At 70.0% G+C, this 25,722-nt stretch carries 20 protein-coding genes; 9 read left to right on the top strand and 11 right to left on the bottom strand.

The genetic code is table 11. The features are described 5' to 3' along the window. Positions 1–48 precede the first annotated feature (48 nt). The 4 genes from AW272_RS29995 (at position 49) to rhaS (ending at position 4,636) form a co-directional block, all read left to right on the top strand. Positions 49–1,518, top strand: a complete 1,470-nt coding sequence (locus tag AW272_RS29995; RefSeq protein WP_066372268.1) for a sugar ABC transporter ATP-binding protein — start codon at positions 49–51, stop codon at positions 1,516–1,518. Between the two features lie 82 nt (positions 1,519–1,600). Further along, positions 1,601–2,641 carry an ABC transporter permease gene (locus AW272_RS30000; protein WP_066372270.1) on the top strand — a complete coding sequence of 347 codons (1,041 nt, stop codon included), beginning with the start codon at positions 1,601–1,603 and terminating at the stop codon, positions 2,639–2,641. Beyond that, entirely contained in the window at positions 2,631–3,572 is a 942-nt protein-coding gene (locus tag AW272_RS30005; protein ID WP_066372281.1) for an ABC transporter permease, read from the top strand. The genes AW272_RS30000 and AW272_RS30005 overlap by 11 nt, the downstream gene beginning before the upstream one ends. Further along, positions 3,569–4,636, top strand: a complete 1,068-nt coding sequence (gene rhaS / locus AW272_RS30010) for a rhamnose ABC transporter substrate-binding protein (RefSeq protein ID WP_066372283.1) — start codon at positions 3,569–3,571, stop codon at positions 4,634–4,636. The genes AW272_RS30005 and rhaS overlap by 4 nt, the downstream gene beginning before the upstream one ends. Positions 4,637–4,686: 50 nt before the next feature. Here the strand turns inward: rhaS and AW272_RS30015 are convergent, their stop codons facing one another. From AW272_RS30015 to AW272_RS30045, 7 genes are all read right to left on the bottom strand, one after another. Next, positions 4,687–8,148, bottom strand: coding sequence for a ThuA domain-containing protein (locus tag AW272_RS30015; RefSeq protein ID WP_218011128.1), 3,462 nt, complete (start codon positions 8,146–8,148; stop codon positions 4,687–4,689). 70 nt (positions 8,149–8,218) lie between these two features. Then, positions 8,219–9,052 carry a sugar phosphate isomerase/epimerase family protein gene (locus tag AW272_RS30020; RefSeq protein ID WP_066372288.1) on the bottom strand — a complete coding sequence of 278 codons (834 nt, stop codon included), beginning with the start codon at positions 9,050–9,052 and terminating at the stop codon, positions 8,219–8,221. Further along, positions 9,053–10,267, bottom strand: coding sequence for a substrate-binding domain-containing protein (locus AW272_RS30025; RefSeq protein ID WP_066372290.1), 1,215 nt, complete (start codon positions 10,265–10,267; stop codon positions 9,053–9,055). 12 nt (positions 10,268–10,279) lie between these two features. Continuing rightward, positions 10,280–11,203, bottom strand: a complete 924-nt coding sequence (locus AW272_RS30030; protein WP_066372292.1) for an ABC transporter permease — start codon at positions 11,201–11,203, stop codon at positions 10,280–10,282. Further along, positions 11,200–12,153, bottom strand: a complete 954-nt coding sequence (locus AW272_RS30035) for an ABC transporter permease (RefSeq protein WP_066372295.1) — start codon at positions 12,151–12,153, stop codon at positions 11,200–11,202. Before AW272_RS30035 ends, AW272_RS30030 begins: the two co-directional genes overlap by 4 nt. Next, the gene (locus AW272_RS30040; RefSeq protein ID WP_245657787.1) at positions 12,150–13,610 is read right to left on the bottom strand and encodes a sugar ABC transporter ATP-binding protein; all 1,461 of its coding nucleotides are present in this window, start codon (positions 13,608–13,610) and stop codon (positions 12,150–12,152) included. The genes AW272_RS30035 and AW272_RS30040 overlap by 4 nt, the downstream gene beginning before the upstream one ends. A 287-nt stretch (positions 13,611–13,897) precedes the next feature. Next, entirely contained in the window at positions 13,898–14,845 is a 948-nt protein-coding gene (locus AW272_RS30045) for a zinc-dependent alcohol dehydrogenase (protein ID WP_066372298.1), read from the bottom strand. A gap of 49 nt (positions 14,846–14,894) precedes the next feature. Here AW272_RS30045 and AW272_RS30050 point away from each other — a divergent pair, with 49 nt between their 5' ends. From AW272_RS30050 to AW272_RS45750, 3 genes are all read left to right on the top strand, one after another. Continuing rightward, a complete protein-coding gene (locus tag AW272_RS30050) occupies positions 14,895–15,605 on the top strand; it encodes a MerR family transcriptional regulator (protein ID WP_066372304.1) in 711 nt (236 codons plus the stop codon). 163 nt (positions 15,606–15,768) lie between these two features. Next, positions 15,769–17,730 (top strand): DNA helicase RecQ, encoded by a 1,962-nt coding sequence (gene recQ, locus AW272_RS30055; protein ID WP_275527330.1) that lies wholly within the window; start codon positions 15,769–15,771, stop codon positions 17,728–17,730. A 192-nt stretch (positions 17,731–17,922) separates the two neighbouring features. Further along, positions 17,923–18,057, top strand: coding sequence for a hypothetical protein (locus AW272_RS45750; protein ID WP_275527331.1), 135 nt, complete (start codon positions 17,923–17,925; stop codon positions 18,055–18,057). Between the two features lie 95 nt (positions 18,058–18,152). On the opposite strand, the gene AW272_RS30060 is transcribed toward AW272_RS45750, so the two are convergent. Both AW272_RS30060 and AW272_RS30065 read right to left on the bottom strand, forming a co-directional pair. Then, positions 18,153–18,374 (bottom strand): hypothetical protein, encoded by a 222-nt coding sequence (locus tag AW272_RS30060; protein ID WP_066372305.1) that lies wholly within the window; start codon positions 18,372–18,374, stop codon positions 18,153–18,155. A 90-nt stretch (positions 18,375–18,464) separates the two neighbouring features. Continuing rightward, the gene (locus tag AW272_RS30065; RefSeq protein ID WP_245657789.1) at positions 18,465–19,601 is read right to left on the bottom strand and encodes an ROK family protein; all 1,137 of its coding nucleotides are present in this window, start codon (positions 19,599–19,601) and stop codon (positions 18,465–18,467) included. Between the two features lie 215 nt (positions 19,602–19,816). Between AW272_RS30065 and AW272_RS30070 the strand changes: the two genes are divergently transcribed. Beyond that, a complete protein-coding gene (locus AW272_RS30070) occupies positions 19,817–21,826 on the top strand; it encodes a beta-galactosidase (protein WP_157518880.1) in 2,010 nt (669 codons plus the stop codon). 22 nt (positions 21,827–21,848) lie between these two features. Further along, on the top strand, positions 21,849–22,646 hold the full coding sequence (locus AW272_RS30075) for an ABC transporter ATP-binding protein (protein ID WP_066372313.1): 798 nt from the start codon (positions 21,849–21,851) through the stop codon (positions 22,644–22,646). On the opposite strand, the gene AW272_RS30080 is transcribed toward AW272_RS30075, so the two are convergent. Further along, positions 22,628–25,084 (bottom strand): helix-turn-helix transcriptional regulator, encoded by a 2,457-nt coding sequence (locus AW272_RS30080; RefSeq protein ID WP_066372318.1) that lies wholly within the window; start codon positions 25,082–25,084, stop codon positions 22,628–22,630. The genes AW272_RS30075 and AW272_RS30080 overlap by 19 nt on opposite strands. Positions 25,085–25,127: 43 nt before the next feature. Beyond that, entirely contained in the window at positions 25,128–25,688 is a 561-nt protein-coding gene (locus AW272_RS30085; protein ID WP_066372319.1) for an RNA polymerase sigma factor, read from the bottom strand. Between the last annotated feature and the right edge of the window lie 34 nt (positions 25,689–25,722).

Below are 25,722 nucleotides of genomic sequence, written 5' to 3' on the forward strand. Positions count from 1 at the left end.
ATCTACTGTCCGGTCAAAAATTGAAACGTTTTTCTGACTGGAGGTCGAATGCTCGCGTTGCGGGAGGTGAGCAAGTCCTTCGGCGCCGTCCGCGCCCTGCGCGAGGTGTCCCTGGACCTGGTCCCCGGCGAGGCGCACGCCCTGGCGGGGGAGAACGGGGCGGGCAAGTCGACCCTGGTCAAGATCCTCTCCGGGGTGCACCGCCCGGACCGGGGGACGCTGCTGCTCGACGACCGCCCGATCGAGTTCCACGGCCCCGCCGACGCCCAGGCGGCCGGAGTGGCGGTCATCTACCAGGAACCGACCCTCTTCCCCGATCTGTCGGTCACTGAGAACATCTTCATGGGCCGCCAGCCCCGCCGTTCGTTCGGACGCCTCGACCGCCGGGCGATGCGGACCCGCGCCGTGGAACTCTTCTCCCGGCTGGGCGTGCCGCTCGACCCCGACCAGCCCACGCGCGGCCTGTCGATCGCCGACCAGCAACTCGTCGAGATCGCCAAGGCCCTGTCGCGGGACGCCCGGGTCCTCGTCATGGACGAACCGACCGCCGCGCTGTCGGGCAACGAGGTCGAGCGGCTGTTCGGGGTGGCCGGCTCCCTCCGCGAACAGGGATGCGCGGTCCTGTTCGTGTCGCACCGCCTCGACGAGATGTTCTCGCTGTGCCAGCGGGTGACGACCCTGCGGGACGGGGCGTGGGTCGCGACGGACGTCATCGCCGACATCACCCCCGATGACCTGGTCCGGCGCATGGTCGGGCGAGACCTCGCGACGCTGTTCCCCAAAACCGACACCTCGCCCGGCGAGGTCGCCCTTCGCGTGGAAAGGCTGACGCGGGAAGGGGTTTTCACCGACGTCTCCTTCGAGGTGAGATCCGGCGAGATCGTCGCCCTGGCCGGGCTGGTCGGCGCGGGGCGCAGCGAGGTCGCGCGGGCGGTGTTCGGCATCGACCGCTGGGACGCGGGCCGTGTCCACGTCGCCGGGCGTCCCTTACGCGCGGGCAGCCCGACCGCGGCCATGGCGGCCGGGGTCGCCCTCGTACCGGAGGACCGGCGGCAGCAGGGGCTGGTCATGGACCTGTCGATCGAGCGGAACATCGGGTTGACGGGGTTGCGGTGGGGGCTGGTGTCGCGGGGGGCCGAACGCGCCCGCGCGACCGACTGGGCGATCCGCCTCCAGGTCAAGTACGCGCATCTCACCGACGCCGTGACGGTGCTGTCGGGCGGGAACCAGCAGAAGGTCGTGCTGGCCAAGTGGCTGGCCCGCGAACCCCGCGTGCTGATCGTGGACGAACCCACGCGAGGGATCGACGTCGGGACCAAGGCGGAGGTCCACCGGCTGCTGTCGGAACTGGCGGGCCAGGGGCTCGCGGTCCTGATGATCTCCTCGGAGCTTCCCGAAGTGCTGGGCATGGCCGACCGGGTGCTCGTCATGCACGAGGGGCGGTTGGTGGCCGACATTCCCCGTGCGGAGGCGACGGAGGAACGCGTGCTGGCCGCCGCGACGGGGAGGGCCGCGTGACTCCACGAATCGCAGCCCAGGAACGCGTGGCGCAGCGATCCGGCCTGCGGCCGGATATTTCCGGACTCCTCCGGGGGCCGCGATGACGACGTCCACAGAAAGAACCCACGCGCGCCCCAACGCCGGAGCCAGGGCCTTCGTCGATCGCGTCGCCCGGGTCAGGGAGCTCGGGATCGTCGTGGCGTTGCTGGCGCTGTTCGGGATCACCGGGGCCGTCAATCCCGCGTTCCTCTCCCCGGCCAGCATCCGCGACATCCTGCTCAACTCCGCGATCATCGCCACACTCGCCGTCGGTCAGACGCTCGTCGTCGTCACCCGCAACGTCGACCTCTCCGTCAGTTCCGTCGTCGGGATCAGCGCGTTCGGGGGCGCGCTGATCCTGGCCGACCATCCCCAGATCCCCATCCCCGTCGTCATCGCGGGATGCGTCGTCCTCGGCGCGGCATGCGGCGCGATCAACGGCCTACTGGTCGGCGTAGCCAGGGTCCCCGCCCTGGTCGCGACCCTCGGGACGCTCTACGCCTTCAGAGGCGTCGACTACGCCTGGGCCGGTGGCCGCCAGGTCAACGCCGCCGACATGCCGCAGGGCTTCCTCCGTCTCGGCTCCGCCGACGTGCTCGGCGTCCCGTTGCCCGCGCTCGTCGCGCTCACGGTCCTGCTCGCGGTCGGCTGGGTGATGCGCAACCTCCCGCAGGGCCGCGAGCTCTACGCCATCGGCTCCAGCCCCGACGCGGCGGTTCTGGCAGGCATCGGCGTGAGAAAGCGGGTCCTGACGGCCTTCGTGGTCAGCGGCGCGCTCGCGGGGCTGGCGGGCGTCATGTGGGCGGCCAGGTTCGGCACCGTCGACGCCACGGTCGCGACCGGCAAGGAACTCGACGTCATCGCGGCGGTCGTCGTCGGCGGCGTCGCCATCTTCGGCGGTTCCGGGACCGTCTACGGCGCGGCCCTGGGGGCGCTGCTGCTCTCCGGCATCACGAGCGCCCTGGCCGTCCTGAGAGTGGACGCCCTCGCCCAGACCGCCATCAACGGCGCGCTGATCCTCGCCGCCATCATCCTGGACCGCCTGCTCGCGATACGGGTCGCCAAGGCGCTGCGGAAGCGGAGGTACCGCGATGCGCGCTAACCGCTGGGAGACCCTCGTCGTCGCCCTCCTCGCCGCCGTCACGCTCGCCGCGACCTTCGGGGTCGACGGGTTCGCCAACGGCTCCAACGTCGGTTTCCTTTTCCTGGACGTCACCGAGATCGCCCTCATGGCCCTGACCATGACCCTGGTCATCGTCGCGGCGGAGATCGACCTCTCGGTCGCCTCGACGCTGGGCCTGTGCTGCGCGGTGCTGGGCTCGCTCTGGAACGCCGGCCTCCCGATCGAGGCGATCATGCCGATCTGTCTCCTCACCGGAGCGCTGGCCGGCGCGCTCAACGGGGTGCTGGTGACCCGGCTCGGGCTGCCGTCGCTGGCGGTCACCATCGGCACCTTCGCGCTCTACCGGGGCCTGGCCTACGTCATCCTCGGCGACCAGGCGGTGGCCGACCTGCCTCCGGCGTACACGAGCCTGGCGACCCAGGCCATCGGGCCGATCCCACTGGCGACCCTGCTGGTGGCGGTGCTCGCGATCGGCGCGGGGATCGTCCTGCACCGGACCGGGCTCGGGCGGGCGATCGTCGCGCTCGGCTCCAACGAGGAGGCCGCCTACTTCGCCGGGATCCGGGTCAAGCGGATCAAGTTCTGGCTGTTCGTCGCCTCGGGCGCGATGGCCGGCCTGGCCTCGCTCGTCTTCACCTTCCGGTACGCCAGCGCCCGCGCCGACAACGGCATCGGGCTGGAGCTGGCCGTGGTGGCCGCCGTCCTGCTGGGCGGGGTGTCGATCTTCGGCGGTCGCGGCACCCTCCCGGGCGTCATCGCGGCCGTGCTGCTCCTGGCCGTCGTCCGCAACGCGCTCATCCTCGCCGACGTCGCCAACGAGGTCCTCAACTTCGTGACGGGCCTGCTGCTCGTCGCCTCGGTGCTCGCACCGAACCTGAAAGTCCGTCTGGAAAGGAAACCGGTCCCATGAAGCGTCCGATCGTCCTTCTCGCGGGGCTCGCGCTGCTGGCCACGGCCTGCGGCGGCACGACCAGGTCCGATGTGGCGGCGCAGCAGAGCGCCGCACCGCCGGCGTCCTCGGCCCCCGCAGCCGCCGATCCGAACGCCCCGATCAAGCCGGGGCTGAAGATCGCCTTCCTGCCCAAGCAGGTCAACAACCCCTACTTCACGATCGCCGACCGTGACGGCGTCGCGGCCGCCAAGGAGTTCGGCGGGGAGGGCAAGGAGGTCGGCCCGTCGGAGGCGAGCGCGTCGTCGCAGGTCTCCTACATCAACACGCTGATCCAGCAACGGCAGGACGCCATCGTCATCTCCGCCAACGACCCCAACGCGGTCGTCCCGGCGCTCAAGCAGGCCATGGCGGCGGGCATCAAGGTCGTCTCGTACGACTCCGACACCGCCCCCGACGGACGGAACGTGTTCGTCAACCAGGCGAGCGCCGAAGACCTCGGACGCACCCAGGTCCAGCTCCTCGCCGAGCAGATCGGCCACAAGGGCAAGATCGCGGTCCTGTCGGCCACCCCGAACGCGACCAACCAGAACACCTGGATCGAGTTCATGAAAGACGAGCTCACCAAGCCCGAGTACAAGGACATGGAACTGGTGAAGGTCGCCTACGGCAACGACGACGACCAGAAGTCGTTCACCGAGACTCAGGGCCTGCTGCGCAGCTACCCCGACCTGGCCGGCATCATCTCGCCCACCACCGTCGGCATCGCCGCCGCCGCGCGCTACCTGTCCGACTCCGACTTCAAGGGCAAGGTCAAACTGACCGGTCTCGGCACCCCCAACCAGCTCCGCGCCTTCGTCAAGGACGGCACCATCGAGGGCTTTGAACTCTGGAACCCCGGCGATCTGGGCTACCTCGCCGGTTGGGCCGCCGCCGCGCTGGCATCCGGCCAGATCACCGGCGCGGCAGGGGAGAAGTTCAAGGCGGGGAAACTGGGCGAATACACGGTGGGCGCGGGCGGCGAGGTCCTGCTGGGCAAGCCGACCGTGTTCAACGCCGGCAACATCGACGACTTCGACTTCTGAGAAAGCGGTACCGGCCCCCCGGGTGGCACCCCGGAGGGCCGGCGATCCGGTTAGCTGATCCGGGTCAGCCGCCACTGCTGACTGCTCGCGCTCGAGCAGGTCTGCTGCCGCAGCTGGGTCAGGTCAGCCGAGTTGGGCATTTCCAGGCACAGGCTGCTGTGCCCCGCCTGGATCCGCCAGTTCGATCCCTGCGCCGTGAACAGATACGACTGGTTCGTACCCGTGTGGCAGGCCCACTGCACGACGACACCGCCCGCCGAGGTCGACTGGCCCGACACATCGGCGCACTTGTTGGAGTGGGTCGCCTGGAGCCGGAAGGCCCCGTTGCCCGCGTCCACGAACCGGAAGCGCTGGTTCGTCCCGCTTCCGGCCGACCACTGGACGATGCGCGCGCCGTCGGCGGTCGAGGCGCCTTCGACGTCCAAGGCCTTGTTCGACCCCACGTTGACGATCTGGTAGATCCCGCCCGCCACGGGCCCGGTGGTCGACGGCGTTCCGCCGACCCCCTGACCTTGCAAGGTGAAGGAGTCGAGGTCGAACTGGTTCGTCGTGGAGTGCTTGAAGACCAGGTAGAACGTCTGGCTGCCGCTCACCCCGGTCACGCTGCTGACGGACGTCGAGACGTAGGTGTCCCAGCCTCCCGTCGACGGCACCGACGTGGTCGCGAGCAGGGTCCCGGTCGCCGAGCCCGCCCGCAGTTCGATCGAGCCGCCCGAGGAGATCGAGGAGACCCGGTAGGAGATACCGGTCACCCCCTGGGTCGCCATCGGCGCGAACGAGATCCAGTCGTTGTTGGAGATGTCGCCGACCCGGTTGCCGTTCTCCGCCGCGGACTGAGCGACCACCCGTACCCCGGAGGAGTTCGCGAAGTGCTCGGCCTGCTTCTGCTTGGGCTGGAGGATCAGCTCGGCGCCCTTGGTGAGGCCGCCGCTGTCGGTGTACGTCGCCGAGATCACGTAGAACACGTTCTGGGTCGGATCGTGCCCCGACTGCCCGGTCGTGATGGTCGCCGAACAGCCGGTGCGCTGGTCGGTGTCGTGGCTGTGCGTGTCATGCCCGAGGGCCACGATGACCTGCACACGCGAACAGTCGATCGCCCCGTCCTCGGGGTCGCTGCCGGTGATCGTGTACGAGATCGTGTCGCCGAAACTGAACGCGCCGCCGTTGGGTGGCGCGGAGAACTGGAGTGTCGGCGCCGTGTTGCCCACGACGACCGGCACGGTGGCAGAGCCGGTCTTGCCGCCCGCGTCCCGCACGGTGAGCCGCGCGGTGTAGTTGCCGTTGGAGGAGTAGGTGAAACTCGGGTTGGCGGAGGTCGAGTCGACCGAGCCGTTGTCGGTGAAGTCCCACGCGTAGGTGATCGCGTCACCGTCGGGGTCGGCCGAGCCCGACGAGGAGAACTGCACCGTCAGCGGCGCCTGGCCGGAGGTCGGCGTTCCCGACGCCCTGGCGATCGGTGCCCGGGAGCCGTTGATGTAGTCGATGCGGTAGACGCCGTCGTCGGTGTTGGAGCCGCCGAAGCCGCTGCCCCAGTCGATCATGTAGAGCGAGCCGTCGGGCCCGAACTTCATGTCCATCGGCGACCGGAACTGCATCGACGACAGGAACCGGTTGACCTTCAGCAGGTTGCCGGAGTTGTCGAGACGCATCTCGGCGATGAAGTTCCGGCTCCACTCGTAGAAGAACGGGGTGTCGTCGAAGTACTGCGGGAACTTCGTGTCCGAGGTGTTGTTCGGGTCGAAGTGGTAGAACGGGCCGCCCATCGGGGCCGCGCCGCCGCTGTTGCCCATTTCGGGCCACGCGGTGTTGCCGCTGTAGGAGTACCAGACGTTCGCCGCACGTGCGGCCGGGAGCGTCTGCAGGCCGGTGTTGTTGGGTGAGGTGTTGGTCGGCGAGGAACAGTTGAACAACGACCCCGACGTGTTGGTCGAGAAGTTGAAGTCGTTGTACGGGGTGTTGTTCCCGGTGCAGTAGGGCCAGCCGTAGAAGCCCGGCGACTTGATCAGGTTGTACTCGACGATTCCGGCCGGGCCGCGGCTGGAGTTGGCCGAACCTGCGTCGGGGCCGTAGTCGGCCATCGAGATCCAGCCGTTCTCCTTGTTCACCGCGAACCGGAACGGGTTCCGGAAGCCCATGGCGTAGATCTCGGGCCGGGTGTTCGCGGTGCCCTGCGTGAACATGTTGCCGCTCGGGATCGTGTACGTCCCGTTGGACTCGGGGTGGATGCGCAGGATCTTGCCGCGCAGGTCGTTGGTGTTGGCCGCCGTACGCTGGGCGTCGAAGTGGGCGCGGCCCGAGCGCTCGTCGATCGGCGCGTAGCCGGACGAGGCGTTCGGGTTCACGTCGTCGCCGACGCCGATGTACAGGTTGCCGTTCGGGCCGAACGTCAGGTAACCGCCGGTGTGACCCGGCTCGTCGATGCGCTCGGCGGGGATGGTGAGCAGGATCTGCTCGTTGCTCAGCGCGTTCGGTGCGTTGGCCGCGGTGTAGGTGAACCGCGACACCCGCACGATCGAACTGCTGCCTGTCGGTGAGTAGTAGAGATAGATGTATCTGTTCGAGGCGAACGCCGGGTCGAGCGCCAGGCCGACCAGGCCGTCCTCACCGCCGGTGTAGACGCTGAGGGTGTGCGCGGTCGCGATCTGGCCGTTCGACGGGTTGATCGTCTTGAGCTGACCGGCCCGGCTGGCGTAGAACACCGTCTTGTCGGGTGCGATGTCGAGCTGCATCGGCTGGTTGGGAGCCGAGTCGAGGGTCACCTTCTGGAACCGGTTCCAGACGGTGCCGCCGCAGCCGCCGGCCAGTTCGCCGCCGGCCCACCGGATGCCGCCCAGCACGTGCTGCTGGAAGTAGGCCTCGCTGTACGTCGACGCGGTGTGGCCCATCGCCGTCGCCCAGACCTTGGCCGTGCCGACCTCACGGCACCACGAGATCGGGTGGTCGTGCCCCATGGCGTTGCCGCCGGGGGAGTAGGTCGTCTCGTCGGCCGTCACCAGGACGTGGGCGTCGCCCCGGATGCTGCGGTCGAAGTTGTACCACTCTTCCGTCCGCGTCCAGCGGTCAGGTAACCCGGACGTGGAGGGGTGAACGTCGTCGGCCACCTTGGCGGTGCCCTGGACGATGTTGGAGTGGGCCGGCATGTGGGCGCCGGCCTGGATCAGGTTGTCCCAGTAGGGGAACGTCGACTCGATCCCCATGTCGGTGGCGTTGTGGATGGCGACGACGCCGCCACCGCCCTCGACGTAGCTCTGCAGGGCCTGGCGCTGGGAGTCGTTGTCCCAGACCATGCCGGAGTTCTGCAGCATGATGATCACGTCGAAGGTGGCCAGGTTGGAGGTGGTGAACGAGCTGGAGTTGTTGCTCTGGACGACCTCGAAGTTGTTGGCGGCCGCCATGTTGTTGACCATCGTGACGCCGGCCGAGATCGAGTCGTGCACGTAGCCCGCCGTCTCGGTGAACAGCAGCGCCCGGAAGTTGGGCGCCGCCTCGGCCGGAGCTGGTAGCGCTAACAACAGTAGAAGCGGGGTTAAGAGTGCGATGAGGTACCTGCGCATGGCGCTCCCTGGGAGGGTGCGGGATGGTTCAGAGAGCCCGGAGGAAAGCGAGCCCGTCGGTTGCCAGGGCGTCCTGGCTCCGGGCCAGTGGCCGCCAGATGGAGGCGGCCGTGGCGATGGTGCGGTTGTCGGCGGTGAACGACTCGATCACGAGTGGTCCCGTGTACCCGATCTCGGTCACCGCGTCGATGAAGGCCTTCCAGTCGAAGTGGTCGTCTCCGGGCGTCCCCCTGTCCGTCCCGCACACCTGGATGTGCGCGACCCTCTCACCGGCGAGGCGCACGGCCTCGGCGGGACTCTTCTCTTCGATGTTCATGTGGTACGAGTCGAGCATGATCCCGCAGTTCTCCGGGATGGCCTCGAGAGCCTGCTCGATGGTGTTGACCAGGCTCGTCTCGTACCGATTGAGCGCCTCGACCCCGACCCGCACGCCACGTTCTGCGGCGTAGTCGACGACGGGCGCGAGGTTCTCCCTGAGCTCGGCATAGGCGGCCCGGCGCTCCCGGGCGGAGAGCAACCAGGTCCGGCCGACCGACGCGTAGGCGGGCCCGCCGATGGCGGGGGCCCCGACCCGGACGGCGACGTCGACGACGTGCCGCAGGTAGTCCTGGGTCGACCTGACCACGTCGGCGGAGGCGTCCACGAGCTCGCGGCCCGGCGGCATCACCAGCGCCACCGACGCCTTCAGGCCGTGCTCGTCCAGCACGTCGGCGGCCCGCCCCGGATCCCAGTCGCCCGGGTGCTCGACGGGGAGTTCGATCACGTCGAACCCCCAGCCGGCGACCCGGGGCGCGAGCGCCGCCAGGTCGCCGTCGGTCAGCGGCGACACCCAGACCCAGGTGTTGACGCCGATGGGGAACATCTACTTCCCGCCCCACTTCCCGGGGAAGCCGGGCATGGACTCGCAGCCGCACAGCGCGTAGTGCAGCAGCGGCATGTCGGGCTGGAGGTAGGTGCCGAGGGACTCCTGGGTGATCTTCGGCTGGGGCAGGTTCCACTGCTTGGGAACCTCCTCACCCTTGAGGATCTTCAGGGCCGCGATGATCGGGGTCCGCCACTGGTAGGTGGGGTAGGTGGGCGCGACGGCGGTCAGATTGCCGTCCTTCCACTTCTGCAGGAAGTCCTGCTGGTCCTCGCCGACGAAGGCGGGGACGGGCGCCCCGGCGTCCTCGAACGCCTCGATCGCGGCGACGGCGGTCGCGCCCGCGTCCATCCAGACGCCGTCGATCTTGCCGTGCCTGGCGATGTAGTCGGACACGATGCTCTTGGTCTTGGCGGCGTCGCCGTCGGTGAACTCCACGCCGACCACCTCGAGCTGGGACTTGTCGAAGGCGACCTTGGCCGCGGCCCACCGGTTCTCCAGCACGTCGACGCCCGGCAGGATGCGCAGCGCCAGGACCTTGCCGCCGGCCGGCACCTTCTCGATGAGGAACTCCGCGCCGTCGGCGCCGAAGGCGTACCCGCCGATGGGCTTGATGAAGGTGACCGGGCAGTCGGTCTCGACGCCGCGGTCGAAGACGATGACCGGCACCGCCGGGCAGGCGCCCGAGACGGCCGGGGTCAGCGTCGCGGTCGTGTTGGGGGAGATGATCAGCGCGTCGCAGCCCTTGGCCTGGAGCTCGGCGATGTCGGAGATCTGCTTGTCGTCCTTGCCCTCGGCGTCGAGAGCGGTGAACTCCTTGATCTCCTTGTGCAGCGCCACCTCCTCCTGCATGGTCGTCCAGCCGACCTGCCGCCACGGGTTGTTGACCGCGGCGTTGGAGAAGCAGAGGTGGTACGGGCCGTCCTTCTTGTACTTCGCGGTGTCGACCATCTGGGGCGCGATGGCCTGCTCCCACGGCTTGTCGGCGGGCCCTTCGGCCGTCTGCGTCCGCATCGCGAGCTGGGCGTCGTAGTCGGCCTGGACGAAGAACTCCGACTGCTCACCCGTCCCGGCCGAGGCCGGCGCCGAGGTCTCGGCGGGCGCGGCGCTCGTCCCCGAGTCCGGTGGGGCGCTCGCCCCGGTGGGCGGCAGGTCACTGGCACACCCGGCGGCGAGCAGAGCCGAGGCGGCCAACGCCACCAGTAATCGACGCATGGACGTCACTCCTTACACTTTCGAGGGAGATAACCGCAGTGCCGGGAGCCGCAGACCCCCGGCCGCCACGGCGGCGATGATGATCACGCCCTGCACGGCGTACTCCAGCGCACCGGAGATGCCGTGCAGGTTGAGGAGGGTGAACAAGGCTTCGAGGGTGAACGCCCCCGCGATGGCGGCGACGACGTGGCCGCGCCCGCCGCCGAGCACGACGCCGCCGAGGACGACGGCGGTGATGGCCTGGAACTCGAGACTCTGGCCGACCTGCGCCGACACCCCGGCGAACCCGCCGAGCAGGATCCCGGCGACCGCCGCGGACAGCCCGGAGAGCATGAACGCGAACACCCGCACCCGGTCGACCCGGACCCCGCTGAGCCGCGCGGCCCTCTCGTTGTCCCCGGCGGCGATGAGGGTGCGGCCGAAGTCGGCCCGCATCAGCAGCACGGCCGCCGTCACGGCGACGAGCAGGATCAGCACCGCCCACACGCCCTCGCGGCCGAAGACCCGGAACCCCTGCGAGAGCGCGCCGCGCGGGGCGCCGCCCGTCCACAGGAAGACCGCGCCCGACAGGATGAGCATCGCGCCGAGCGTGGTGATGAACGACGGTACCCGCAGCTTCGTGGTGACCAGCCCGTTGACCAGCCCCACCAGCAGGCCGATCACGATGAGCAGGGCGAGCACCGGCCAGGTCATCGCCTCGTCGCCGTCGATCAGCCGGGCCGCGACCACCACCTCGACGGTCACCAGCGACCCCACCGACAGGTCGAACTCGCCGGAGACGATCACGAAGTACTGCCCGGCGGCCAGGATGGCCAGCGGCGCGACCCGCTTCAGGAACCCCAGGAACCCGGCCGGTTCGAGGAAGTACGGGTTGGCGACCGCGATGGCCACCAGCAGCCCGGCCAGCACGAGGAAGATCGGGATGGCCCGCTTCACGACGCCCTCCTGCCGGTCCGGCGGGCGTAGACCGCGACCGCGACCACGATGACGACGCCGCGCACGACGTCCTTGAAGAACGAGTTGACCTCGAGCTGGTTGAAGATGCTGTCGAGGACCGCCAGCAGCAGCACCCCGCCGACCGTCCCGGCCACCCCGCCCCGGCCACCGGCCAGCGCGGTGCCGCCGAGGACCACGGCCGCGATCGACTCCAGGTCGTAGCCGCCGTCGGTGCCGACCGTGGGGGCGCCGGCGCCGAGACGGCTCGCGAGCAGCAGCCCGGCCACCCCCGCGCAGAGCGAGCACAGCACGTGGGCCGCGATCACCACCCGGTCGGTCCGCACCCCGGACAGCCGGGCCACCTCGACGTCGCCGCCGACGGCGTAGATCCGGTTGCCGAGCCGGGTGCGCCGGAGCAGGAACCAGACGGCCACCGCGACCGCCGCCCACAGGATCGCCGCGACCGGGATCGGGCCGATGCGGGCGTACCCGAGTTGCTGGAAGTCCACCGGCACCCGCCCGGCGGGCCCGTCGTAGAGGTGGTCGAGCACGCCCCGGATCACCAGCGCGACCCCGAGGGTGGCGATGAAGGCGTGCACCTTCAGTTTGGTGATGACGACCCCGTTGACCAGCCCGACCAGCGCGCTCACCCCGAGCGCCACGACCACGGCGGTCAGGATGTTGGACGACTGCCCGGCCATCGTCTCGGCCGCGACCAGCGAGACCAGACTGATCAGGTACGCCACCGACAGGTCCAGCGACCCGGCCAGGATCGCCAGGGTCTGGCCGACCGCGACGATGCCGAGGGCGGCCGAACGCTGCTGGATGCCGACGATGTCGTTGAGGGTGAACGCGCCGCCGTCGAAGGCGACGAGGGCCCAGCCGATGGCGAGGGTGGCGATGAGGGCGGCGTACACCGCGCGGGTGGGGTTGGCGACCAGGGCGATCACGCGGCGGCCCCGGCGGCTCCGGCGGCCAGCGCCATGACGGCCTCCTCGGTGGCCCCGGCGGGCAGGTGACCGGCCACCCGGCCGTCGCGCAGCACGACGATGCGGTCGCTCATGCCGATGAGCTCGGGTAACTCGGAGGAGATCATCAGGATGGCCGTCCCCGTGTCGGCGAGCTCCCGCATCAGGTCGTGAATGGCGGCCTTGGCCCCCACGTCGACCCCGCGCGTGGGCTCGTCGAACAGCAGCACCTTCGGGGCCAGGGTCAGCCACTTGGCCAGGACGACCTTCTGCTGGTTGCCGCCGGACAGGTATTTCACCTCGGTCTCCTGACGGGGCGGCCTCAGCCGGACCTTCTCCAGCAACGCGGCGACCGCGGCGGTGGAGCGATGGCTCCGCCCGCCGCGCCCGATCGCGCGGGTCACCAGGAGGGCGTTGTCGCGCACCGACTGGTTGAGCACCAGTCCTTCGGCCTTCCGGTCTTCGGTGACCAGGCCGATCCCGGCGGCCACGCCCTCCCGGACGTTCGCGGGCCTGGTCGGCGTGATCTCGCCGCGGGTGAAGGGCTCGGCCCCGAAGATGGCCTTGGCGAGCGACGACCGTCCCGACCCCTGGAGCCCGGCGATCCCGACGATCTCGCCGGCGCGCAGGTCGAGGTCGATCCCGTCGAGCTTGCCGTTACCGGCGTCCCGGAGGGTCAGCAGGGGTTCCCCGATGACCGCCTCATCGGCTCTGGGCGGGAAATAGGCGTCCAGCTCCCGTCCCACCATCATTTTGACCAGGGCCGCCGTGGTCACGTCACTGGTCCGCACGGTCGCGACGTGCGCGCCGTCCTTCAGGACGGTCACCCGGTCGGCCAGGTCGAACACTTCCCGGAGCCGGTGGGAGATGTAGAGGACCGCGATCCCGCGCCCCTGGAGCCGCCGGATCAGCCGGTAGAGCAGCTCGACTTCGTGCTCGGCCAGGGCGGCGGTCGGTTCGTCCATGACGACGATCCGGGCGTCCACGCTGAGCGCCTTGACGATCTCGACGACCTGCTGCTGGGCCACCGACAGGTCCTTGACCATGTCGCGCGGCCCGAACGAGTGCTCGTCGAGTTCGTCGAGCAGCCGCGAGGTCGCCGCGTCCATCGCGGCCCGATCGAGCAGCCCCCGCCGCGTGGGCTCCCGGCCGAGGAAGACGTTGTCGGCCACGGTGCGCTCGGGCAGGAGGTTGAACTCCTGATAGATGATCGCGACCCCGGCCCGCTGCGCCTCGACGGGATGCGCGAACGACCGCGTCTCACCGCCGATCTCGACGGTGCCCTCGTCAGGCTGGTGCACCCCGGCCAGGATCTTCATCAGGGTCGACTTGCCGGCACCGTTCTCGCCGACGACGGCGTGCACCTCTCCGGCGGTCGCCGACAGGTCGATGCCGCGCAGGACGCGGACTCCCAGGAAGCTTTTGCCGATACTGGTCATACGTAATATGACCTGCTCGGGCGCGGGCGATTTCTGGGGTGTGTCCTCCATGTTGCCGGATGTTAACGGTAACTTTTGCCGAGGGTCAAGCAAAAGAACGCAAGATCGAAACCTAAATGGCAGGTCTTTGGAGGCTGGCCGACATCCGATGCGCCGAATGGGCAAACTTTTGCGTGTCAGCTTCCAGAACCGACGTGCGCGATCGCCTGACATGGAACGCGCCAGGAGTGTTACCCGTTAATTCAAGTTCTGAGATGTCCGACTTTTAGTGTGTCCGAAACCATCATTTAGGGCTCGATAACGATTTTGAGACCGGCCCGCGACTGCGCCTCGGTGAACGCCTTGGCCGCGTCCTGCAGCGCGAACCGCCCCGACACCAGCGAGACCAGATCGACCTTCCCCTGTGCCACCAGCTTGATCGCCCGGGGGTAGACGTCGTTCATCCGCCGCGCCATCGCGATCGTCAGGCCCTTGCGCCGCGCGGTCGAGGCGCGGAAGGAGGTGCGGTCTTCGTCGGGGATGCCCGCCAGCACGACCCGCCCACCCGGCCGCGCCATCTCGAAGGCCGTGTCGACGGCCTGGTCGGTCCCGGCCACCTCGAACACCACGTCGAGATCACCGTGAGGATCGGTGGAGGCCCCCAGCTCACGCGCCTTGGCGGCCCGGTGCGGCAGCGGCTCCACCGCCGCGACCATGGACGCCCCCGCGATCTGCAGCAACTGGATCAGCATCAGCCCGATGGGCCCGCACCCGACCACGCCCGCGGTCCCGCCGAGGGGGAGATGCCCCAGGTCGTAGGCGTGAATGGCCACCCCCAGCGGCTCCAGCAGCGCCCCTTCGAGATCGGACACCGAGTCGGGCAAGGGGTGGAGATAGGCACTGGGCCAGGCCAGATACTCCCTGAGCCCGCCGTCGGTCGCCCCGTGCCCCGCGAACCGCACGTGGGGACACAGGTTCCGATAGCCACGCAGACACGACGGGCACTCCTCGCACGGCACGGCCGGATCGACCGCCACCCGCCGCCCGTCGGGCGTCACCCCGGCGAACTCGTGGCCGACGACGAGCGGCTGCGTCAGCTGGGCGTCACCGATGCCGCCCTCGCCGAACCAGTGCAGATCCGACCCGCACACGCCCACAGAGGTCACCTTGACGAGGGTCTCCCCGGCCTGCGGTACCGGATCGGACTCCTCGTGGATCCGCAGATCCGCCGCCCCATGGAGTCGTGCCACCAACATGGGAATCTCCCCTTGAATCGGACGTAACGGCAGGTCGTACGGTTGCCGCATGTGGACGATCGGCCAACTCGCGCAGGCGACCAGAACGACCGTACGCGCGCTCCGTCACTACGACCAAATAGGTCTCCTTCGACCATCCGAAAGAACCCAAAACGGCCACCGCCGCTACGGTCCGGACGATCTGCGGCGACTCTATCGAATCCGGGCGTTGCGGACGTTCGGCCTGTCTCTGGACGAAATCGCCACGGCCCTGGAGGCCCCCGCCTCCATGCCCACGCTCCTGCGCGCCCATCTGGCGTCCCTGTCCCGGCGCGCGACCGAAATAGACGCCCTGAGAACCCAGCTGACCCGGCTCCTCGACCACGACGACCCGGCCGACTACCTGAAAGCCCTGGAGATGATGGCCATGCTCGACGCCTACTTCACCCCCGAACAGCAGGACTCCCTCGCCGCCCGCCGGGAGGAACTCGGCCCTGAGGCCATCGAAACGGCCAAGGGCGAGTGGCTGACCCTGGTCGAGTCCCTCCTGGGTTGTGTACGAACTGGCGCAGCCCCCGACTCCCGGGAAGCCCGTGACCTCGTGGCGAGATGGGACGCCCTGGCGGCCGGATTCCACACCGGGGGAGCCGGCACCGAGACGGCGGCCCGGCAGATGTGGGCCGAGAACAGCGAGGAGATCAGCGCCCGCCTCCCGTGGGGCGCAGACGAGATGCGAGCCCTGATGGTCTACGTCAACGAGGTCCGCTCCCAACACGCCTGACCGTTCTCCCCGGCGACCTTGGTTCTCGCACGTCAATCCGGTTCCCACCAGATGCCGCGCCGTGGCCTGCTCAGGGCTCGCGGAGGTGGCGATACGGTGACGTGTTTCCCCTGACAAGGCGAGGTGGGGGTCGGCTGTCGGTCAGCGTCGTTAGGGTGTGCGGGTGGCTTCCCCCGACGAGCTCGTCCCCTGGCCCGACGCCTGGCCCGACACCCCGGCCGACGCCGGGGCCCCCGACTGGGACGACGAAGAAGAACCGCGCCTCGAAATGGCCCCGTGGGCCGATGAGACCCGGTTCACCGACCCTCATGACGTGCTGAACCGTGTGTTCGGCTACGCCACCTTCCGCGACGGCCAGCAGGAGATCATCGATCACGTCGTCGGGGGCGGTGACGCCCTCGTCCTGATGCCGACCGGCGGCGGGAAGTCGCTCTGCTACCAGATTCCCGCCCTCGTGCGGCCCGGCGTCGGCGTGGTGATCTCCCCGCTGATCGCGCTGATGCAGGACCAGGTCGACGCCCTGACCGCCCTGGGCGTGCGGGCCGGGTTCCTGAACTCGACCCAGGACATGGGGGAGCGGCAGGCCATCGAGGCCCTGTTCGTCGCCGGTGAGCTCGACCTGCTCTACCTCGCGCCCGAGCGGCTGCGGTCAGACCAGACGATGAAGCTCCTCGACAAGGCCAAGATCTCGCTGTTCGCGATCGACGAGGCCCACTGCGTCTCCCAGTGGGGCCACGACTTCCGCCCCGACTACCTGGCGCTGTCGGCCCTCCACGAGCGCTGGCCCGACGTGCCGCGCGTGGCGCTGACCGCGACGGCGACGCCGGCCACCCACGCCGAGATCGCCACCCGGCTCAAGCTCGACGACGCCCGCCACTTCGTCGCCAGCTTCGACCGGCCCAACATCCAATATCGGGTCGTCCCGAAGAACGAGCCGAAGAAGCAGCTCCTCGACCTGCTGCGCAACGAGCACAAGGGTGACGCCGGCATCGTCTACTGCCTGTCGCGCAACTCGGTGGAGCAGGTCGCGACCTTCCTCAGCCAGAACGGCATCCCCGCCCTGCCCTACCACGCCGGCCTCGACTCCCGGATGCGGGCCGCCCACCAGGCACGGTTCCTGCGGGAGGAGGGCCTGGTGATGGTGGCGACGATCGCGTTCGGCATGGGCATCGACAAGCCCGACGTCCGGTTCGTCGCCCACCTCGACCTGCCGAAGTCGATCGAGGGCTACTACCAGGAGACCGGCCGCGCGGGCCGCGACGGGTCGCCGTCGACGGCGTGGATGGCCTACGGGCTGCAAGACGTCGTCCAGCAGCGCCGCATGATCGACACCTCGGAAGGCGACGACGCCCACCGCCGCAGGCTCTCCAGCCACCTCGACGCGATGCTCTCCCTGTGCGAGTCGGTCAACTGCCGCCGCGTCGGCCTGCTCGACTACTTCGGCCAGAAGGCCGAGCCCTGCGGCAACTGCGACACCTGCCTGACCCCGCCCGAGTCCTGGGACGGCACGGTCGCCGCCCAGAAGGTCCTGTCGACGATCCTGCGCCTGCACCGCGAACGCCGCCAGAAGTTCGGCGCCGGCCACATCACCGACATCCTGCTCGGCCGCGACAACGACAAGATCCGCCAATACGGCCACCACACGCTGAGCGTCTACGGCGTCGGCACCGATCTGCGCGAGCCCGAATGGCGCGCGGTCATCCGCCAGCTCCTGGCCCTGGGCATCCTCGACGTGGAGGCCGGCGACTACCCCACCCTGATCCTCACCGACGCCAGCGCCGACGTCCTCAAGGGACAGCGCACGATCAGCATGCGCAAGGACCCGGAGCGCAAGACCAAGGTGTCCGTGGCCAAATCGGCCCCCCAGGCCGCGGCCGACCTGCCCTCCGAGGCCAAGCCCCTGTTCGAACGCCTCCGCGCCTGGCGCGGCGCCACCGCGAAGGAACAGGGCGTCCCCGCCTACGTGGTCTTCCACGACGCGACGTTGAAGGAGATCGCCACCCGCCTGCCCGCCGACCTCGCGGCCCTCGCCACGATCAGCGGCGTGGGCGAGAACAAACTGGCCAAATACGGCGAGTCGATCCTGGAGGTCCTGGCAGACCAACAGGCAGAACCCGCCGAATAGACCAGGGGAAGCGCTGCCCGGCACCTACCCGGGCAGCCAAACTCTTGCGCCCGAGCCAACGGGTTGGGCGGCTGAGCTCAGGCCTCGACCACTCGCGCGGTCAGCGGGCTGACCTCGATGCTTGCTCATGCGGGTAGTCAGACCCGGCTGATGTCAGCGGGTTCTCCTACCGGCAGACCACGGAAGCCCAGCATGCGGAACGCCGCATTCCGGGCCGGTAACCTGCGCGGGCTGGGCTTCCACGTCGGTGCCGGCGCCGGAATGTCCGATCTTCAGGCGGCACAGTCACGCCTCAACCAGAGCACGTCGCTGCTGGTCTGGCCCTAGCCGGTCGCGACATCGCCTGACATGTCACGACCTGGCCTGTGCCACCTCGTACAAGATCAGAACCCGGCACCCCCACAGGCCGGTCCTGGATCCGATTACTGCTGGGCGAGCCTCTCGAAGAGTTCCAGGGCCGCGGCCCGGACTTCCTCCGGGGATACCCCCTCCAGCACCGATCGGGCCTGGTCCTCGTCTCGGGTGGTCGCGCAGGTGATCGCCACGGAGGTGGCGGCTGCGTGCTCCAGGGTGCCTACGGCCTGGTTGTCGGCCAGTTCGCGGGCGCTGAGGGCGAGGTCCAGGATGTCGCGTGAAGTGCCCAAAGTGATCTCCTCGGCCAGTGGGGGGTTTGACGCCATTCTGCGGTATGCGTGCCCTCACGTGACGGAAATCCGTAAGGTCAGCGCGCCGAACTAGCTTACGGCGGGCTCCCGCGACACTGACGCCGAGGTGGTGCTGAGGAGGAATTCGTCGACTACCAGGGTGGCCGCGCCCAGGGCGACGGCGTCTGGACCGAGCCTGCCGAGCACGATCGAGGCGGTCGAGAACGGCTGGGTGAGGCAGTTCTCGGCGGCCTTCTGCTTGATCGTGGTCAGCAGGTGCTGGCCGAGCAGCAGGCCGGCCCAGCCGCCGACGACGATCCGCTCGGGGTTGAACAGGTTGATCAGGTTCGCCAGGCCGGCCCCGAGGTATTCGACCGTCTCGTCGATCACCGGAGACCCGGAGGCCACCAGGTCGGCGAAGGCCGCCTGCTCGGTCGAGGTGTTGAAGTCGATTCCGGCACGTTCCAGCACGGCCTCGGCGCCGATGTAGGCCTCCAGGCACCCGCGCCCACCGCACCGGCAGCCGCGGCCGCCGATGGCGATCTTCGTGTGGCCCCACTCGCCAGCGGAGCTGTTGGCGCCCCGGTAGGTGGTGCCGTCGGCGATGATGCTGGCCCCGACGCCCGACCCGATCAGCGCGATCACGGCATGGCGCGAGCCGCGACCGGCGCCGAACCACATCTCGGCCTGGCCCATCGTCTTGGCGCCGTTGTCGACGTGCAGCGGGAACGGGGTTCCGGCGCGCAGGAGGGTGCCGAGCGGGACCGAGTCCCAGCCGAACGTCTGCGCGTGGATCATCGCCTCGGGGCCGCGCTCGACGATGCCGGGCACGCCCACGCCGATGCCGAGCACCTTCGACGGCGGCACGCCGCTGTCGGCCACGACGGCCTCGATGCCGGTCAGGATGTGGCGGACCACGACGTCGACCTCGTGCGCGCCGGGGCGCAGCGCGAACTCACTCTTGGCCAGTTCGTTCATGTCGAGGTCGAACAGCTCGACCCGGACGTGCGTCTCACCGACGTCGACGCCGATCGCGAAGCCGTAGGTCGGGTTGACCCGCAGGAGCACCCGGGGCCGTCCGCCGTCGCTGTCGACCAGCCCGGCCTCGACGATGATGTCGTCGGCGAGCAGGTCGCCGGTCACGTTGCTGACGGTCGCCGCGCTGAGCCCCGTCAGGGCGGTCAGCTCGTGGCGGCTCGTCGGGCCCGCGAAATAGAGAGCACGCAACAGAACCGCCCGGTTCCCCCTTCGGAGATCACGGACGGTACGTCGCTCGGGCCTCACCAATGATCTTCCTTCCCCCACGTCTGCGCCCATGTTAGATCAGAGCCAAAAATAAGTCATCCTCCGTGGTCGGAGCGTTACCAACGATCCGTGGGTGACTTTTTTCAAGATATAGACTATGTATTAGAGCAATAGGGTGTACCAGCGAAGGAGTGAGCGTGGCCATCGAGGTCCGCGACGGGGTGACCGTCATCGACGGCGAGCCGCAGGTGCTCGTAACGGCCGACTATCCGTACTACCGGGACGACCCCTCCGTGTGGCGCGACCGGCTCATCGCGATCCGGGACGACCTGGGCATCCGCGTGATCACGTGCTATCTCCCGTGGCGGCACCACCAGCCGACCCCGGACGGGCCGCCCGATTTCGCGGGGGAGAGCCAGGGCAACCGGGACGTCGTGGGATTCCTGGCGCTCTGCCACGAACTCGATCTGCTCGTGGTCGCCAAACCAGGGCCGTTCATCCACGCCGAGACCAACTACGGCGGTCTGCCCGACTGGGTGTGCCCGAGGAACAACTCGGCGATCGAGGCGGTGCTCGACTCGACCGGCGCGACCTCGAACTGGCTCGGCGAACCGCTGCCCGCGCCGCTGGGGCCGCTGTTCGACAACTGGGTCACCCAGTGGCTCAACGCCACCGGCAAGCAGGTCATCGACCCGGCGACCTGGCCGAACGGGCCGATCATCCTGATGCAGATCGCCAACGAGGGCATCTACACCAACGGCGCGCTGCCGCTGAGCGCCTACGACTACAGCGCCTCGGCGCTGGCCTTCTACCGCGAGCGGCTGAAGGAGTGGTACGGCACCCTCGAGGAGTACGACCGCGTCCACGGCACCGCGACCGATGACTGGTCCGACATCGAGCCCCCGAGGGAGTGGACCGGGCCTGCGCGATCGGAGGAGCTGCAGACCTACGCCGACTGGGGACGCTTCCACGGCGAATACCTGACCGAGGTCTACCACCGCTGGAGCGCCGCCGTCGACGCGCAGGTCCCGGTCGTGGTCAACCTCAACCCGCCCGCCGAGCACCACCACTCCTTCGACGACTGGCTGGCCCGGGTGCGCCCGGAGACCTGGGACGGCATCAACTACGGCTTCACCAACTGGATGGGCGTCGTCTCGGCCAACCGCGACTCCCACGCCCGCTACGTGACGGCGGCCAAGCGCGCGCCGGGGCCGAACCTGGAGGAGAACTGGGGCTTCTCCAAGCTCTACGACCCCGCTTACGCCGACGGCGCGACCTCCTACCACCAGACGCTGCTGGCGCTGGCGGCGGGCGCGACCGGGTTCAACGTCTACACCGGCGTCAACACCGCCGGCTGGACCGACGAACTCGACAACCTGCACGAGTCGCCCTACCCCGACTGCGCCCCCATCGACGAGAACGGCGAGGCCACCCCGAAGGCCCACACGCTGAAGTCGATGTCCGACTTCCTGACGCTGCACGGCGCCGAGTTCCTGGAGTCCCGCCCCGAGCGCGCCGGCGCCTACGGCCTCTATCTGCCGTATGCCGGAATTGCTGCTTTCTCTCCCGCGGACTCCGACGCCCCGCAGCTCGGCCGATCCCTGCGGGCCTACCACGAGCGCTGCCGCGCCGACGGGCTCGACTACGCGCTGGTCGAACTCCAGAGCGCCACCGTCGAGAGCCTCGCGGCCCACGGCGCCGTGACCGTGCCGGGCGGCCCGTTCATGCACCGCCACGTGCAGGCGCTGCTGGCCGCGCACCTCGCCGCCGGTGGCTCGGTCGTCGTCGACGGCCCGGCGCCGACCCTGGACGAACACCTCCGTCCCTGTACGGTCCTCGCCGACGCCCTGCCCTCGACGCCCGCCCCCGTCAGCTCGCGGATCCGGGTGACCAACGGCCACGCCGACGCCTACCTGCGCGTCCACCCCGACCGCGACGTCGCCTACCTGACCGTCTTGACGCAGAGCGACCACGAGGGCGCCGTCTGCGTCGAACTCGACGGCCGCCCGATCGAGCTGATCACCGCCAAGGGCGGCGCGGCGCTGCTCCGGCTCGTCGACGGCGACCTCGACGACTTCCTGGTCAAGGGCATCAACACCTACCTCGACTCGATGGTCCCCGCCGGGGTGAAGCACGGCGACCGCATCCACATCGCCGACCACCCCGCCGACCTCGACCGCGTGGGAGGCCAGTTCCGGGTGTCGTAAAACACCCTGACATGCTGTGCGGATGAACGATTCCGCGCTTGAACTCCACGGGATGAGCGTCCGTGCGGTCGGCCGCGCGCTGGTCTCCGACGTGGACCTCACGGTCCGGAAGGGCGAGCACTGGGTGGTGCTCGGCCCCAACGGCGCCGGGAAGACCACGATGCTCTCGGTCGCCGCGACCGTCCGCCATCCCACCTCCGGCACCGCCCACGTGCTCGGCGAGCAGCTGGGCAAGGTCGACCTGCGCGAGCTGCGCCGCCGCATCGGCCTGGTGGCGGCCAGCCAGCGCCTCGTCGACGAGGCGCTGATGGAGGAGGAGGGCGCGACCGCCCGGACCGTGGTTCTCACCGGCCACTCGGGCACCAGCGCCCCCCTCTGGGAGCAGTACGGCCCGGCCGAACGCGCCAAGGCCGAATCGCTCCTGGCCGACCTGGGCTGCAAGGACCTGGCCGACCGCCCGTTCGCCGTCTGCTCCCAGGGCGAGCGGGCCCGCGTCCGGGTGGCCCGCGCTCTCATGGCCGACCCGGAGATCCTGCTCCTCGACGAGCCGTTCGCCGGCCTCGACCTGCCCGCCCGCGAGGACCTGATCGAGGCGCTGGAAGACCTGGCCGCCCGCCCCGGCCTGACGACCGTGCTGGTCACCCACCACCTGGAGGAGGTCCCCGCGACCACCACCCACGCGCTGCTCATGCGCGACGCGCGGGTGCTGATCGGCGGCCCGGTCGACGAGACGCTGACGGGCGAGCACCTGTCGGAGTGCTTCGGCCGCCCTCTGCGGATCGACCGCCACGACGGCCGCTACTACGCCCGCAGAGGCTGACCCCGGACCAGCAGCGCGACCAGAGCGGTCCGGGAGGACACCCCGAGCTTGGCGAACACGTTCGACAGGTGATATTCGACCGTCTTCACGCTGAGCATCAGCCGCCGGGCGATCTCCTTGTTGGTCAGCCCCGCCACCACCAGCCCGGCGACGGTGCTCTCCTGGGCCGTCAGCGCGTCACTCGACCGCCCGCACGCCGCCAGCTCCTGCATGGACCGTTCCAGGAACGGCGCGGCCCCCAGCGCCCGGAACCCCTCGCAGGCGGCCTTGAGATGAGCCGCCGCATCCGTGCGCCGCCCCGACCTGCGCAGAAAAGCTCCGAAGGCGAATTCCGCCCGCGCCCGCTCGAACGGATCCGGGGTAAGGAGAGCCTTCTCGAACGGCGCGGTAGCCGCCGCGACTTTCCCTCGCGCATCCGCTCCCGTAGCTGGGTTGAGTCGTCTGTGGTCCTGGTCGCCGGGCTCGGCCCCGAGAGCGGAGATCGGCAAGATCCCCAGGGGAATCGACCCGGCATAACCGCAGGTGGCCAATCCGGCGGCGAGCGATATTTCGGGATTTCGGATTCCGCTCAGGTTCTCCGGCTTTCCTTCGACCAGATCGGCGAAAGCCGCCGCCGACGCGAGGAACGCCCGCGCCAGACCGCTCACCGGGCCCCATTCCGTGAGCAGCGCCCGTGCCACGCCGAGATCACCTCGTGCGGCGTGGACCATCGCCTGGGCCGAGACCGTGAACGGTGCCGTCCAGGTCCCTCGTGGCCGGGAGAGCGCGTCGTCCCAGGCTCCCGCGCGCACCTCGGCCAGACACCGCAGCGCCTCGGCCACCTCCCCGGACACGCCCCGCAGGTCGGCGAGGGCCCCGGCGGCGTCGCCCGTCCACAACCGCACGGCGGCCCGGCCGGTCAGCAGGTCGAGCTCCTCCGATGAGGCCACCGCCGGATCCGGCAGTCGATTGTCCAGAACTTTGTCCAGACGTCCGACCGCGAACTCCGCCATCGTTTGGACAAAGCCGGCCCCGGCCCCCGATGCCCGGAAGGCCCACAGATGTCCTTCGGTGAGACGTCCATTGGACAAAGCGAGTCGCGCCAGCGCGGTCGCGACGGGCCCTGCGAAAGACGGGTCGCGATGCCGCCAGGCGAGTTCGAGCAGTTCCCGCGCCCGTGGCCCGTCCCCGCAGGCCTCCTCGACGATCCCGGCCGCGAACGCCCGCGCGCCCTGGTGGGCGTTGGGCTCCTGGGCCAGTTCGGCGGCCCGGCAGGTCTGCCCGGCGAGGAGCAGCGCGTGCACCGCCTCCGCCTGCGACACCCCGCGGTCACGTGGGGAGACGGCCAGCCGGGCCGCCCGCTCGAAGTGGTCGGCCGCCACCGCCCAGCTCCCGGCCGCCGCCTGCTCCCGTGCGAAGGCGGCCACCTCCCCGGCCAGGGTGTCGTCGGCCCGGGAGACCGCGCTGACCCGGTGCCGCAGCCGGGCGGCGGGATCCGGGCAGATCCCGGCCGCGTCCAGGTGCCACCGCGCCCGCTCGAACGGCCGCAGCCCCTCGTAGACCGCCGCCCTGGTCAGCGGGTCGGGGAAGGCCACCAGCAGGTCCCCGCCGCCGACCCGGTGCTCCAGCAGCCCGGCCGCCGCGGCCTCGTCGAGCAGCAGGATCGCGTCAGGGGTGCCGGCGAGCCGTTCGGCCTGCCAGAGCGGGCACTCCTCGCCGAGCACGCTCGCCGCCCGGACCAGCGCGCGGGTCTCCCCGGCGAGCGCAGAAAGCCGGTCCTGTACGTCCATCGCATAACCCCGGGGCGCCGGGAGGAACCCCAGGGGATCGGCCAGCAGCTCGGGCGCCTGCCGCAGCAGCGCCTCGGCGTGCAGCGGTGAACCGCCGGTGTGCGCCCGCAACCGGGCCAGCGCCGCGGCCCCGATCGGCGTGGGGCAGACGTGCGCCGCCAGCTCACCGAGTTCGGCCACGCTCAGGCCGGTCAGCGACAGCCGGGACGCGTCCCGGAACAGCCGCCGCAGCCCGTCGGGCAGCTCGTCCCGGGTCACCGCGACGACCAGCACCTTCCCCGTGTGCAGGCGGCGCAGCGCGAACGCCAGCGCCTGCAGCGAGGGGAGGTCGGCCCACTGCGCGTCGTCGATCACCAACGCCACGGGCTCATCCGACGAGGTGAGGACGCCCAGCAACCGGATGCCGACGTCTACTGGGTCGCCGGAGGGTTCGTCGTGGAGCCACTGCTGGGCGAAGCCGTAATGAAAGGAGCTTTCGAGCGGATCGCCGCTCGCGGCGAGCACGCTGAAACCGCTCAGCGCGCCCCGGACCAGGGCGGACTTGCCCACGCCCGGCGGCCCGTCGACGAGGACCAGCGCCGGGCGGCCCGACCGGGCTCGTGCGGCGCATGCGGAGAGGGCGGCCCGTTCGCGGTCACGTCCGACGAAGGTGGCCCTCAGTTCAGACACGATTGTCACGGAAGGTAGGAGGGTGACCGGCCGATCCTGATACCTACTCCGGGTCGCCGAGTTTCGCGCGCAGTGACTTCAGGCAGCGGGCCCGGGTCGGGCCGATGCTGCCGACCGGCATGTCGAGGGTGGCCGCGATCTCCAGGTAGCTGGGCGGCGGCGCGGCCGACAGGATCCGCAGCAGGTCACGGCAGCGCTGCCCGAGCTGCTCGAAGGCCGCCAGCAGCCGGGTCGCCCGCACGGCGTCGAGCGCCGCCTGCTCGGCGTCGAGGAAGACCTGTTCGGGGGTGCGGTCGGGGGACCGGACGTCGCTCAGGAAGCCGTCACCGGCCGGGGTCACCCGGCCCGCCGCCTTCGCCACCCGCAGCGCCTCGCGCCGGGCGGTCGTGGCCAGCCAGCCGCCGACCTTGTCGGGCTGCTCGATCCGGTCGAGCCGCTCGGCCAGGCGTAACCACGCCTCCTGGATGACATCCCGCCGGTCGTCGTCACCCAGCCCGTATCCGGCGGTGACCGCCCACAGCAGCCCGGTGAAACGTGCCACGAGAGCGTTCCAAGCCGCCTCGTCTCCACCGGCGGCCCCTTTGACGAGGTCGGCGACGTCCATGAGTGTCCTCCTCCGCCGACGCCATCTAACACCG

It is taken from the genome of Herbidospora mongoliensis, assembly GCF_001570545.1.
GTDB lineage: Bacteria > Actinomycetota > Actinomycetes > Streptosporangiales > Streptosporangiaceae > Herbidospora > Herbidospora mongoliensis.